At 70.0% G+C, this 12322-nt stretch carries 12 protein-coding genes; 1 reads left to right on the top strand and 11 read right to left on the bottom strand.

Annotated features, from left to right (window positions below):
- Positions 1-44: 44 nt before the first annotated feature.
- From ACFI33_RS04985 to nrdH, 7 genes are all read right to left on the bottom strand, one after another.
- On the bottom strand, positions 45-722 hold the full coding sequence (locus ACFI33_RS04985) for a methionine ABC transporter permease (RefSeq protein ID WP_036313181.1): 678 nt from the start codon (positions 720-722) through the stop codon (positions 45-47).
- On the bottom strand, positions 719-1813 hold the full coding sequence (locus ACFI33_RS04980; protein ID WP_078026103.1) for a methionine ABC transporter ATP-binding protein: 1095 nt from the start codon (positions 1811-1813) through the stop codon (positions 719-721). Before ACFI33_RS04980 ends, ACFI33_RS04985 begins: the two co-directional genes overlap by 4 nt.
- 3 nt (positions 1814-1816) lie before the next feature.
- A complete protein-coding gene (locus ACFI33_RS04975; RefSeq protein WP_073115374.1) occupies positions 1817-2722 on the bottom strand; it encodes a MetQ/NlpA family ABC transporter substrate-binding protein in 906 nt (301 codons plus the stop codon).
- A 507-nt stretch (positions 2723-3229) separates the two neighbouring features.
- A complete protein-coding gene (nrdF, locus tag ACFI33_RS04970) occupies positions 3230-4213 on the bottom strand; it encodes a class 1b ribonucleoside-diphosphate reductase subunit beta (RefSeq protein ID WP_152743901.1) in 984 nt (327 codons plus the stop codon).
- Positions 4214-4462: 249 nt separating this feature from the next.
- A complete protein-coding gene (nrdE, locus tag ACFI33_RS04965; protein WP_180537555.1) occupies positions 4463-6589 on the bottom strand; it encodes a class 1b ribonucleoside-diphosphate reductase subunit alpha in 2127 nt (708 codons plus the stop codon).
- 47 nt (positions 6590-6636) lie between these two features.
- Positions 6637-7104 (bottom strand): class Ib ribonucleoside-diphosphate reductase assembly flavoprotein NrdI, encoded by a 468-nt coding sequence (gene nrdI, locus ACFI33_RS04960; RefSeq protein ID WP_004167610.1) that lies wholly within the window; start codon positions 7102-7104, stop codon positions 6637-6639.
- A gap of 11 nt (positions 7105-7115) precedes the next feature.
- Complete coding sequence (nrdH, locus tag ACFI33_RS04955) at positions 7116-7361, bottom strand: glutaredoxin-like protein NrdH (protein ID WP_036313172.1); 246 nt, start codon at positions 7359-7361, stop codon at positions 7116-7118.
- Between the two features lie 411 nt (positions 7362-7772).
- Between nrdH and ACFI33_RS04950 the strand changes: the two genes are divergently transcribed.
- The gene (locus ACFI33_RS04950) at positions 7773-8078 is read left to right on the top strand and encodes a GNAT family N-acetyltransferase (RefSeq protein WP_095354181.1); all 306 of its coding nucleotides are present in this window, start codon (positions 7773-7775) and stop codon (positions 8076-8078) included.
- A gap of 9 nt (positions 8079-8087) precedes the next feature.
- Here ACFI33_RS04950 and ACFI33_RS04945 read toward each other — a convergent pair whose 3' ends face one another.
- The 4 genes from ACFI33_RS04945 to ACFI33_RS04930 all read right to left on the bottom strand — a co-directional run bounded on the left by ACFI33_RS04945 (position 8088) and on the right by ACFI33_RS04930 (position 12292).
- Positions 8088-9131 carry a hypothetical protein gene (locus ACFI33_RS04945; protein WP_127445755.1) on the bottom strand — a complete coding sequence of 348 codons (1044 nt, stop codon included), beginning with the start codon at positions 9129-9131 and terminating at the stop codon, positions 8088-8090.
- Positions 9132-9333: 202 nt separating this feature from the next.
- Complete coding sequence (locus tag ACFI33_RS04940) at positions 9334-10404, bottom strand: DUF305 domain-containing protein (protein WP_036313160.1); 1071 nt, start codon at positions 10402-10404, stop codon at positions 9334-9336.
- A gap of 122 nt (positions 10405-10526) precedes the next feature.
- Entirely contained in the window at positions 10527-11315 is a 789-nt protein-coding gene (locus ACFI33_RS04935) for a class F sortase (RefSeq protein WP_095354179.1), read from the bottom strand.
- 80 nt (positions 11316-11395) lie between these two features.
- Positions 11396-12292, bottom strand: coding sequence for a LysR family transcriptional regulator (locus ACFI33_RS04930; RefSeq protein ID WP_095354177.1), 897 nt, complete (start codon positions 12290-12292; stop codon positions 11396-11398).
- Positions 12293-12322 lie beyond the last annotated feature (30 nt).

The raw sequence follows: 12322 nt of genomic DNA, 5'->3' as shown, positions 1-12322 counted from the left end.
CCGCGGGATGTCACCGGCCGTCGTCGTGCGGACCGAGCCGGGGTTCAGCGGCGCATGACCTTGCGGGCGATGCCGTTGCCGATCAGCTGCAGCGCCTGGACGAACACGATCACCACGATCACGGCCAGCCAGGTGACCTCCGGACGGAACCGGTTGTAGCCCTCCACGATGGCGAAGTTGCCGACGCCGCCGCCGCCGATGATGCCCGCCATCGCGGACATGTCCACGAGCGAGATGATCACGAACGTGAAGCCGAGGATCAGCGGGCCGAGGGCCTCGGGCAGCACCACGGCGCGCACGATCCGCATGCGGGAGGCGCCCATCGCGCGGGCGGCCTCGATCACGCCGGGGTCCAGCGAGACGAGGTTCTGCTCCACGATGCGGGCGATGCCGAACGTGGACGCCCAGATCATGCAGAACACCACGGCGGTGTTGCCGATGCCGGTGCCGAGCACCGCGATGGTCAGCGGCTGCAGGGCGGCGATGAGGATGACGAACGGGATGGGCCGGATGAGGTTCACGATGAAGTTCGTGACCAGGTAGACGGCACGGTTGGCGAAGATGCCGCCCGGGCGCGTGGTGTAGAGGACGAGCCCGACCAGCAGGCCGAGGATGCCGCCGAGGATGAAGGACCAGCCGACCATGTAGAGGGTGTCCCCCACGGCGGTCATCAGCTCGGGGCCGTAGTACCCCCAGTCGAGGTTCTGGAATCGGTCGATCACTGGTGCACCTCCTGCACGTCTCCGGCGCCGGCCAGGTCCGCGACAAACGCGTCCACCGCGGCGGCCTCGCCCGTGAGCGCCACGGTGAGCAGGCCGTACGCGGAGTCCTTGGTGGCGGACATGCCGCCGTGGACGATCTCGAAGCCCACGCCGCGCGTCGATGCGGTGCCGAGCACCGCCGAGACCGCGGCGGAGTCCTTGAGCGAGACCATGATCAGCCGACCCTCGGTGCGCGCCCGGATGCGGGCCACCTCCTCGGCATTCGGCCGGTCCTTGAGCGCCGTGGCCACGAAGGACGCGGCGTCGGCGGAGTGGGCGGGCCGAGAGAAGAGGTCGTAGACCTTGCCGGACTCCACCACGCGGCCGCTGTCCATCACGGCGACGCGGTCGGCGATCGAGCGGATGACCTCCATCTCGTGGGTGATGGCCACGATCGTGACCCCGAGCTCCTCGTTGACGCGGCGCAGCACGGAGAGCACCTCGTGCGTCGTCGAGGGATCCAGGGCGCTGGTGGCCTCGTCTGCGAGCAGGATCTCCGGCTCGGCGGCCAGGGCGCGGGCGATGCCGACGCGCTGCTTCTGGCCGCCCGAGAGCTGCTCCGGGTAGTGCTTGGCCTTGTCCGCCAGGCCGACGAACTCGAGCAGCTCCGCCACGCGAGCGCGGCGTTTGGACCGCGGCCAGCCGGCCGTGTCCAGAGCGAACTCGATGTTCCCGGCCACCGTGCGGGAGGTCAGCAGGTTGAACTGCTGGAACACCATGCCGATGCGGGTGCGCAGCGGACGCAGCTTCGCTTCGGAGAGATGGGAGACCTGCTGGCCCAGCACCGTGACGGTGCCCGACGTCGGCTTCTCCAGCCCGTTGATCATGCGGATCAGGGTGGACTTGCCGGCGCCGGAGAAGCCGATGACGCCGAAGACCTCGCCGCGGTTCACGGCGAGCGAGACGTCGTCCACGGCCTTCACACCGGCACCCTTCTTGGCGGCGTAGACGCGGCTGACGTGGTCGAAGACGATGACCGGCTCCCCCGGGGCGCCCGCGGAGGGGCGCCCCGGGGTGACCGCGTCACGGTCGGACGTATGGGAACCTGCCATGGATCAGGCGCCCTGCTTCGCGATCGCGTCCTGGTACTGCTTCAGGGTCTCGTCGATCTGGGCGGTGTCGAGCTGCACCGGCACGCTCGTGCCGGAGGAGAGCTTCGCGGACTCATCCAGCACGGGCTGCTCGTGGTACAGGGCCGCGATCTTCTTGTAGGTCTCGTTGTCGCGGTCCTCGCGACGCACGGCGAAGCCGTTGACGTACGGCTTGGCGGAGTCGTCCTCGGGGTCGTCCTTGAACAGGGCGGTGTTCGTGTCGATGCCGGCGTCCGCCGAGAAGGTGTTGTTGATGACCGCGCCCTGCACGGACTCGAGCGCGTTCACGGTCTGCTGCGCGGCCACGGGCTGCACCGTCACGGTGGAGGCGGCCTCGTCGATGTCGCGGACCTCCGGGCGGATGGTCTCATTGGACAGCTTCAACAGGCCGGCGGCGACGAGCACATTGATGGCACGGGCCTGATTCACGGTGTCGTTCGGGATGGCGACGGTGTCGCCCTTCTTGAACTCGGAGACGTCCGTGTACTTCTTGGAGTACAGGGGCAGCGGGATGATCTCGGTGGTCCCGATCATCGTCAGGTCCTTGCCGGAGGCCTGGTTGTAGTCGGCCAAGTAGGCGATGTGCTGGAACCAGTTCATGTCGATGTCGCCGTTGTCCAGCGCCGGGTTCGGCTGCGTGTACTCGGTGAAGTTGCGGATCTCGACGTCGATGCCGTGCTTCTCCTTCGCGAGCTTCACCAGGGCGCGGTGCGACTCGTTCTCGGACACGACGCCGATGCGCACGGTCTGGGCGCCGTCGTCGCTCTTCTCCTCGGCCTGCGAGTTGCAGGCGGTCAGGGCGAACGCGCCGACGGCGGCCAGGGACAGGCCGGCGAAGGAGCGGCGGGAGATGTTCGAGGGGGTCGTCATGGGGTTCTCCTTGGAGGACGGTGCGACGTCGCCGGCGCGGGTGGGCACGGCGGGTGCGGAACGGTGCGGGGTGGGCCGTGCGGTGGGTGATTCCCCGCGGGGCACAGCACGGCGGGCGGGGGGCGAGAGACGCCCCGAGCCGGAGGCCGGGATCCTTTCGAACGCTGCTCTTGCCCGTCCCCCAGTCACCGCGGGCTCCCCTCGAGGGGTCTGCACGCAGCGGAGGCAGGCCGCTTCTCGGTCCGTTGCCACCCGTGAACATGGGGTTGGCGAGCGGCTCGTCGTGGGACCACGTGGACCCGCCGAGGCGGGGTCCACAGCCGCTTCTCCTGAAGCTGGGCCCAAGCGTATCGCAGCGTGTGCGCTCCATCGGGCAGGGCGGTGACGCGCAGCGTCATACTGCGGGCCCGGGTGTCGACGTGTGATGCCCCCGCGAGACGACGACGGCCGGGCGCCTCCGCGGGGAGGCGACCGGCCGTCGTCGGGACGGGGCTCAGGCGGACGGGATCAGAAGTCCCAGTCCTCGTCCTCGGTGTTCTCGGCCTTGCCGATCACGTAGGAGGAGCCGGAGCCGGAGAAGAAGTCGTGGTTCTCGTCCGAGTTCGGGGAGAGCGCGGAGAGGATGGCGGGGTTCACGTTCGTGGTCTCGGCCGGGAACATGGGCTCGTAGCCCAGGTTCATCAGCGCCTTGTTCGCGTTGTAGTGCAGGAACTTCTTCACGTCCTCGGCCAGACCGACGGCGTCGTAGAGGTCATGGGTGTACTCGACCTCGTTCTCGTACAGCTCGAACAGCAGCTCGAAGGTGAACGCCTTGAGCTCCTCCCGCTTCTCCTCCGGCAGGGTCTCGATGCTCCGCTGGTACTTGTAGCCGATGTAGTACCCGTGCACCGCCTCGTCGCGGATGATCAGGCGGATCAGGTCGGCGGTGTTGGTGAGGCGGGCGTGCCCGGAGAGGTACATGGGCCAGTAGAAGCCCGAGTAGAAGAGGAAGGACTCGAGCAGGGTGGAGGCGATCTTCTTCTTGTACGGATCCTGGCCGTCATAGCGCTCCACGATCAGGCGGGCCTTGGCCTGCAGGTTCCGGTTCTCACGAGACCAGCGGAACGCCTCGTCGATCTCCGGGGTGGAGGCCAGCGTGGAGAAGATCGAGGAGTACGACTTCGCGTGCACCGACTCCATGAACGCGATGTTCGTGAGGACGGCCTCCTCGTGCGGGGTCATGGCGTCCGGGATGAGGGAGACGGCGCCCACGGTGCCCTGGATCGTGTCCAGCAGGGTCAGGCCCGTGAACACGCGCATGGAGAGCAGCCGCTCCTCATCCGTGAGGTGGGACCAGGACTGGACGTCGTTGGACAGCGGCACCTTCTCCGGCAGCCAGAAGTTGTTGACGAGGCGGTTCCACACCTCCACGTCCTTCTCGTCCTGAATGCGGTTCCAGTTGATCGCCTCGACGAGGTGGGACTGCTGGGTCTCGGTCACGGCAGGGCACATCCTTCAGAAGAATTCGTTGAGAATCCGCGGATTCCGGGGGCTCTCGAGAGCACGGTCAGCGGGGCGCGGGTCCGGGACAGTCTAGGCCCGCAGGGGCAGCGGCAGCCACTCGGGCAGGTCCGGGCTCACGACGTCGTGGGCCCGCCCCGCCCGGCCAGGCGCGCCGCTCCACTTCGCGGCGGGAAATCGAGCGCACCCGCGCTCAGAAGCGCGGAATACGCGGGATTTCCCGCCACGAAGGGCCGGCTGTCAGAGCATGCAGCTCACGCAGCCCTCGACCTCGGTGCCCTCCAGCGCGAGCTGGCGCAGGCGGATGTAGTAGATCGTCTTGATGCCCTTCGTCCACGCGTAGATCTGCGCGCGGTTCAGGTCACGGGTGGTGGCCGTGTCCTTGAAGAACAGCGTCAGGGACAGGCCCTGGTCCACGTGCTGCGTCGCCGCGGCGTACGTGTCGATGATCTTCTCGTAGCCGATCTCGTACGCGTCCTCGTAGTACTCGAGGTTCTCGTTGGTGAGGTACGGCGCCGGGTAGTACACGCGGCCGAGCTTGCCCTCCTTGCGGATCTCGATCTTCGAGGCCACCGGGTGGATCGAGGAGGTCGAGTTGTTGATGTAGGAGATCGAGCCCGTCGGCGGGACGGCCTGCAGGTTGCGGTTGAAGATGCCGTGCTCCATGACGGAGGCCTTCAGCTCACGCCAGTCGTCCTGCGTGGGCAGGGCGATGCCGGCCTCGGCGAACAGCTCGGCGACGCGCTCGGTGGCGGGCGCCCACTCCTGATCCGTGTACTTGTCGAAGAACTCTCCGGAGGCGTACTTCGAGTCCTCGAACCCGCCGAACCGCTGGCCGGTCTCGATGGCGATCCGGTTCGAGGCCCGCAGCGCGTGGAACAGCACCGCGTAGAAGTACATGTTCGTGAAGTCGATGCCCTCCTCCGAGCCGTAGTGGACGCGCTCGCGCGCCAGGTAGCCGTGGAGGTTCATCTGCCCCAGGCCGATGGCGTGGGAGGCGGCGTTGCCCTTGGCGATGGACGGCACCGACTGGATGTCGGACATGACCGACACGGCCGTCAGCGCACGGATCGCGGTCTCCACGGACCGGCCGAAGTCCGGCGAGTCCATGGTCTTGGCGATGTTCATCGAGCCGAGGTTGCAGGAGATGTCCTGGCCCACGTGGGCGTAGCTCAGGTCCTCGTTGTACTCGGAGGCCTCGGAGACCTGCAGGATCTCGGAGCACAGGTTGGACATGGTGATGCGGCCCTTGATCGGGTTCGCGGCGTTCACGGTGTCCTCGAACACGACGTACGGGTAGCCGGACTCGAACTGGATCTCGGCGATGGTCTGGAAGAACTCGCGCGCGTTGATCTTGGTCTTCTTGATCCGCGCGTCGTCGACCATCTCGTAGTACTTCTCGGTCACGGAGATCTCGGAGAACGGCACCCCGTAGACGCGCTCGACGTCGTACGGCGAGAACAGGTACATGTCCTCGTTCTTCTTCGCCAGCTGGAACGTGATGTCCGGGATCACGACGCCGAGGGAGAGGGTCTTGATGCGGATCTTCTCGTCCGCGTTCTCGCGCTTGGTGTCGAGGAAGCGGTGGATGTCCGGGTGGTGCGCGTTGAGGTACACCGCGCCGGCGCCCTGGCGCGCGCCGAGCTGGTTGGCGTAGGAGAAGGAGTCCTCGAGGAGCTTCATCACGGGGATGACGCCGGAGGACTGGTTCTCGATCTGCTTGATGGGCGCGCCGTGCTCGCGGATGTTGGTCAGCGAGAGGGCCACGCCGCCGCCGCGCTTGGACAGCTGCAGGGCGGAGTTGATGCCGCGGGCGATCGACTCCATGTTGTCCTCGATGCGCAGCAGGAAGCAGGAGACGAGCTCGCCGCGCTGCTTCTTGCCCGAGTTGAGGAAGGTGGGGGTGGCCGGCTGGAAGCGGCCGGCGATCATCTCGTCCACCAGGTGGGTGGCCAGCTCCTGGTCGCCCCGGGCCAGGTGGAGGGCGACGACGGCGACGCGGTCCTCGTAGCGCTCGAGGTAGCGCTTGCCGTCGAAGGTCTTCAGGGCGTACGAGGTGTAGAACTTGAACGCGCCGAGGAATGTCGGGAAGCGGAACTTGGCCTTGTAGGCACGATCGAACAGGCCCCGGATGAACTCGAAGGGGTACTGCTCGAACGTCTCGGTCTCGTAGTAGTCGTTCTTCTGCAGGTAGTCGAGCTTCTCCTCCAGGTCGTGGAAGAACACCGTGTTGGTGTTGACGTGCTGCAGGAAGTACTGGCGCGCGGCCGCGTGGTCGGCCTCGAACTGGATGCGACCGTCGGCGCCGTAGAGGTTCAGCATGGCGTTGAGCTCGTGGTAGCCGAGGTTCTGCCACTCGGCGGGCATGTTCTTCGCCTGGCGGATGAGGTCCGCCTCGGTGGGTGCGGTGGTGGTCATGTCCACAGTCCTTCCAGGCCGCCGCGGACGCGTTCGACGTCGTCGGGCGTGCCCATCAGCTCGAATTTGTACATGAGGGGGACCTGGCACTTGCGGGAGATGATGTAGCCGGCCAGGCAGTAGCCCTCATGGAAGTTGGTGTTCCCGGACGCGATCACGCCCCGAATCCAGTGACGGTTCTCCGGGACGTTGAGGAACTTGATCACCTGCTTCGGGACCGCGCCCGGCCCGCTGCCCCCGCCGTAGGTGGGGGTCATCAGGACGTACGGGGCGGTGGCCCCGAGGGTGGGCTCCCGGGTGATCAACGGCAGTCGAGCCACCCGGTCCTCGGGCAGCTCGAGCTTCTCGACGAAGCGGTGCGTGTAGTTGGAGGCGGAGGAGAAGTAGATCAGTCCCGCGTCGGTGGGGACGAGCCCCTGCGCCTCGGCCGAGCGGATGTGGCTCGGGTCCGCGGCGACGGTCATGTCGACTCCGGTCAGGCCACCGATGCCGCGGCGGACTCGGCGAGCTCGGCGATCTTGTCCGGGCGGAAGCCGGACCAGGAGTCGGTCTCGGTGACGACGACGGGGGCCTGCATGAAGCCGAGGGCACGGACGCGCTCGAGGGCGGCGGGGTCCTGGGACATGTCCACGACCTCGTAGGCGATGCCCTTCTTGTCCAGTGCACGGTAGGTGGCGTTGCACTGCACGCAGGCCGGCTTGGTGTACACGGTGACGGTCATGGCGATCCCTGTTCCTTCGTGGTCTCTGGTGGTCTGCGGGTGTCGGCGCGGCGCCCGCGAGGTGAATCACGGGGCGTGCCGAACATCTGCGTCGATACTACATCTAGTGATCACAGCCGGGAACCATCCCTACATGTAGTAGTCACACCGCTGTAGTTACGTATCCCCACCCTCTGGCCATCCTGTCCACACCCTGCTGTGCGAGACGATCCGCGCGGACATGCGGGACACGCCGGGACCGAGGTCGACTGTCCACAGCCGGTGGAGATCTCGGGGCCGGGTTCCCACAGCCGGAAAGTCGGGTTCGCCACGTCCGCGAGCGGCGTGTCCGGCCCCCGCGGACCACTACATGTAGGAGCCCGCCGCCGGCCGGCGTCGGAATACCCCGTGACCACCGGGGGTTGCCCCGGCATGAGCACCTCCCCCACCGTCACCCGCAATGACGCCGAGTCCCGCTACGAGCTCCACGACGGCGGCACACTGCTCGCCGTCCTCGACTTCCGGGACAACGGCGCGGCCGTCTCCCTGAACCGCGCGTTCACCATCCCGGTGCACCGCGGCCGGGGCCACGCCGCCGCGCTGACCGCGGGCGCCGTCGAGGACATCGCGACGAACGGCGGCCCCGCAGGGGGCCGCCGCATCGTGCCGATGTGCTGGTACGTCGCCCAGTGGTTCGACGAGCACCCGGAGAAGAGCGCGCTGCTCGCGCCCCACTGACCGGCGCGGTCAGGCCGCGACGCGGTGCCGGCGCACCACGGCCAGGACGCCCGCGGCCAGCACCGCGACGGCGACGGGCCACGCCGCCGGACCACGCCCGGTCTCGACCGTGTCCGGCACCGTGTGCTCGCCGTCGGCCGGATCCGCAGGGGTCTCGGGCTCCGCCGGCGAGGTGGGAGTGTCGGGATCGGCCGGCTGGCCCGGAGCGTCGTCGAACGGGCCGGCCACGGGGAAGGTCACGAACCCCGGGATCCGCCCGTTCTCCCAGTCGTAGAGGTCCACGCGGGGATCGCCGAACCGCACGGTCACCGTCCGCGTCGTCGTCACGCCGTCCCTCGTGGCCCGCAGGGTGACGGTGTCGGATCCGGTGAAGCCCTCGGGCGCCTGGTACACGTAGCCGCGCGGCCCGCCGGTCTCCTCCTCCGTCACCTCGACGACCCGACCCTCGGCCGGGCCCGCGACGAGCGTCAGCGGCGCCGCCTCATCGCCCGTGTACGAGGAGATGAACACGTGTCGCTCCCCCGGCGCCGCGAGCAGGGTGGTGTCCCAGGCGGTGGGGAGCATGTGGAAGCCGAGCTCATGACGCTGGTCGGCGCGCAGCGGCTCGCCCGGGTCAGCGTCGGTGAGGTCGGCGTCCGGACCGTAGGTGAGGGCGGCCACCTCGCCGCCCAGGACGTAGAGGGTGTAGACGACGGGACCGGTCCCCGACTCGCCCAGGCTCCGCCGGGCCGCGGCGACGTCGAAGTCACCGCGCTCCAACTCGTCGTCGTACGTGAACGGGACCTCGGTCTCGGCGCCGCGGGCCTCCCCCTCCAGCACCGGAGCCACCGTCAGGCGGACGTCGGACTCGTCCACCTCGAACTCGGTGCCGAAGGAGGCACCGGTCTCACCCTCCGCGCTGGCCACGAGGAAGGATCCGCCGGGCAGGCCGTGCTCGGCGGTCCATCCAGCGGGGTGGGCGGGTGAGGCGAGGGCAGGGGTCGCCCCCAGGCCGGTGAGAAGGACGCCGGCGCCCAGGGCGGCGGCAAGGCGGGTCGGTCGGGCGGTGCGCATCGTGCTCCTCCAGGGGTGCGGTGCTGCGACGGGCTGAAGGGTTCTCCGGCTCGGACGCCCGAGGTCGACCGGATGCCGCACTCGCCGCGTCGGCACGAATCTACGCCGCACGGACGTGAGGCGGGTCACCATCCGGTGACGAAGCGCTATCGACTCGGTCACGGCGACGCGCGATGCGGATCGGGCCGGCCGGCGCCGCGCGTCAGCGGGATGCGCTGGGCGAGGGGCTTGCCCCGGAGGAGGGGCGCGGGGTGGCCTGCGCCGTGTCGGCCGGGCTGGGCGACGGGCTCGCCGATGCGGCGTCCCGCCCCCGCTGGTCCTCGGCGTCCCGGCCGGACGCGCTGGCGGAGCCCGACGCGCTGGAGGAACTGGGCGAGCTCGACGACGGCAGCACCGGCTTCTGGGTGGCGCGGAAGCTGCGCACCCGCTGCAGCGGCTCCGGGACGAAGTCCGAGGGGACGGAGCCGCCGTCCGCGCCGGTGCCCTCGATCTTGATGGGGCCGGTGAACCCGGACGGTTCCGCCGTGCGCGCCCCGCTCGACCCGATCACGCCCATCTCCCCGAGCGTCGCGGCCAAACTCTCCAGCTCCTTGCGATGGCCCTCGACCACGCTGGAGGCCAGCTCCTTCGCCGCGTCGTCCGAGCCGTCCTCCGCCTCCGTGGCGGAGATCGTCAGCGCGCCCTGATAGAGGCGGCGCATCTGGAGCAGGTAGATCCGTCCTGCCTCCTCCGGCTCGGCGGCGGCCAGCACGTTCTTCTCCCGGTCGGACAGGAGTCCGGCGCGCAGCTCGTCGCCCACGATCTGGGTCGGCTCCGCGTCCTCCGTGGACTCGGGCTGCGCAGACGGGGTCGACTCGGCACCCGCACCGCGCACGTCATCCGAGGGGACGCCCCAGCCCTCGAGCATCGACTCGAGCCGGCCCGCCCGCTCCTCGTGCTCGGACTTCATCCGTTCGGCGGTGGCCCGGATCTCCTGGTCCACGCCGTCCTTGCCCAGCACCTGATCGGACTGCTGGATCGCGTCGCGGTGGTTGCGCAGCAGCAGACCCGCGAACTGGATGTCCGCCGCGAGCGGGTCGGCGGACGTCTGGCTGGGGCTGGCCAGCACGCCCTCCAGGTAGGTGTTCCCCGCCTCCGTGCCACCGGTCTGTCCGGGCTCCTCGGCGACGCTGCAGCCGCCGGTGGCCAGGGTGATGCTCAGGAGCGCCCCTCCGACGGCCACGCTCCAGCGGCGGGGGCGCACGCGGGCGGGGGCGATGTCGGCTCGGCTCATGGGCGCAGGTCCTCTCGGCGGTCGTCACCCGGTCACGGGGTCAATGGCGGTCCGACGCGGTCGGCCGCCCCGGCCTCCCCAGGGTACCCCTCCGGCCTCCCTGCCCCGGGGTCACCGCGGCCTCAGGCGACGCGGGTGGCCTGCACCACCCAGTTGTTGAAGGCGTTCCCGGCCATCCCGGTGCCCGGCACGAGGTCGCACGTGATCAGCGTGACCTTCGCGTCGTCGCCCCCGGGCTCCCAGGCCCAGCGGTTCGCCGGATCCTGGGTGAGCGCCTCCTTCTCCACCGAGACCGCGTCCGAGTCCGCCTCGAAGGCGGCCTGCGTGCCGTCGTCGTACGTCACCACGACGACGGCGCCCGCCCGCACGTCGCCCAGGTTCCAGAACACGTCCCGCACGCCGTAGTAGACGACGTGCCCGGCCAGGACCCCCGCGTACCGGGACCGCTCCCCCGGCGTGGTGCCCCACTGCGGCGGGCCGTACCAGCCGACCGTCTGTGGCTCCGGGTCCAGTTCGCCGCCCTCGTCCAACTGCGTGAGGTCGATCCCCGCTCCGACGATCTGCTCGCCGTCCTGGTGGACGTCCACGTGCACGGGCGTCGCCGTGATCTCGTCCCACGGGGCGGCGGGGCCGGAGAGGTGGGCGGCCGCGGCGGGGGCTGGCTCCTCGGTGGGGGTCGGCTCCTCGGACGGCGTGGGTGCGCCGGCGGGTTCCTGGGTCTCGATGGGAACCGCCGCCTCCCGCGTGGTTGCCGCAGAGGACGGGCTCACGGACGCCGTGGCGCTGAGGGTGGGGGCAGCGCTGATCGGCACGGCGCCGACCGCCAGCACCCCGCGCAGCGCGAGGAACACGAGGCTCAGGCACAGCAGCAACAGGACCACCCACAGGGCGCGTCGGACGGTGGTGTTCATCCGGGTTCTCCCCTCGTGTGCATCGACGCGGCCCGCCCGGGGCCGCGTCCGACGACGGCATGGTCTCACGCGCTCCGGCCTCAGCGCGGCGCGTCATCCCCGGGCTCGGCATAGCGGTCCCGGACGAAGGCCTGCAGCCGACGGGCGATCTTCTCCAGCGTCGCGGTGGCGAAGTGGTCCTCCCGCCACGCCGCGTGCAGTCGCACCGCGAGCGCCCGCCCCTGCGCGATGACCCGCACCGGCGTCAACCCGAAGGCCGGGTCCTCGGTGACGACGGCGACGCCCGCCCCCGTCGCGACCAGGGCCTGGGCCACCCGCCCGGAGTTCGCCTCGACGAGGGCCGGCGGCGTGAGGCCCGCCACGGCCACGGCGCCGTCGAGGACGCGCCGCGCCATGAAGGTGCGGGCGGGTGCGACGACCGGCTGGGCCACGAGGTCGTCGAGGGACACCCGCGTCCGGCCCGCCCAGGGGTGGCCCGGGGCGACGTACGCCCAGACCGGCAGGTCCATCAGCGGCAGCGACGCGACGGAGGGCGGCGGCACCGTCGGCATCACCACGAGGTCGTGCCGCGCGACGGCGTCGAGCAGCGAGTCGTCCAGCTGGGTCTCCGCGACGCGCGGGCGCGGGTCCTCCTCCCCGAAGGTGGCCACGAACGGCAGCGCGACGTCGATGAGGGTGGTGCCCGGTGCGGCCACGGCCACGTCCGTGAGCCGACCGGAGGCGAGCGTGCGGGCCGCCTGCTCCGCCCGGCGATGGGCGACGAGGACCTCGCGCGCCACCGGGAGGAACGCCTCGCCGGCCGTCGTCAGCTCGAGCCGGCCGCCGACCCGGGCGAACAGTGGCAGGCGCAGCTCACGCTGAAGCCGCTGCAGCTGCCGACTGAGCGCGGACTGCACGAGATCCAGGCGGATCGCGGCCCCCGAGACCGTGCCGACCTCGGCCACCGTGACGAAGGCCCTGAGCAGTTTCTCCTCCATGCCGGATGAGCATAGCCGCCATGCCAGATC

Source organism: Micrococcus sp. PSi08, from assembly GCF_054960655.1.
Note: the sequence above shows the minus strand (reverse complement) of the source record. Positions and strands in the feature narration are given on the sequence as shown.

Bases quoted from the DNA above. Each gene is read 5' to 3' on its own strand.
- nrdE (WP_180537555.1), bottom strand. From the start codon at position 6,589: ATGCCCGCCGAGTGGCAGAACCTCGGCTACCACGAGCTCAACGCCATG.
- ACFI33_RS04940 (WP_036313160.1), bottom strand. From the start codon at position 10,404: ATGAGCCGAGCCGACATCGCCCCCGCCCGCGTGCGCCCCCGCCGCTGG.
- nrdI (WP_004167610.1), bottom strand. From the start codon at position 7,104: ATGACCGTCGCCGCGGACCCGAGCCACATCCGCTCGGCCGAGGCGCAG.
- nrdH (WP_036313172.1), bottom strand. From the start codon at position 7,361: ATGACCGTCACCGTGTACACCAAGCCGGCCTGCGTGCAGTGCAACGCC.
- ACFI33_RS04930 (WP_095354177.1), bottom strand. From the start codon at position 12,292: ATGGAGGAGAAACTGCTCAGGGCCTTCGTCACGGTGGCCGAGGTCGGC.
- ACFI33_RS04980 (WP_078026103.1), bottom strand. From the start codon at position 1,813: ATGGCAGGTTCCCATACGTCCGACCGTGACGCGGTCACCCCGGGGCGC.
- ACFI33_RS04975 (WP_073115374.1), bottom strand. From the start codon at position 2,722: ATGACGACCCCCTCGAACATCTCCCGCCGCTCCTTCGCCGGCCTGTCC.
- ACFI33_RS04950 (WP_095354181.1), top strand. From the start codon at position 7,773: ATGAGCACCTCCCCCACCGTCACCCGCAATGACGCCGAGTCCCGCTAC.
- ACFI33_RS04935 (WP_095354179.1), bottom strand. From the start codon at position 11,315: ATGAACACCACCGTCCGACGCGCCCTGTGGGTGGTCCTGTTGCTGCTG.
- ACFI33_RS04945 (WP_127445755.1), bottom strand. From the start codon at position 9,131: ATGCGCACCGCCCGACCGACCCGCCTTGCCGCCGCCCTGGGCGCCGGC.
- nrdF (WP_152743901.1), bottom strand. From the start codon at position 4,213: ATGTGCCCTGCCGTGACCGAGACCCAGCAGTCCCACCTCGTCGAGGCG.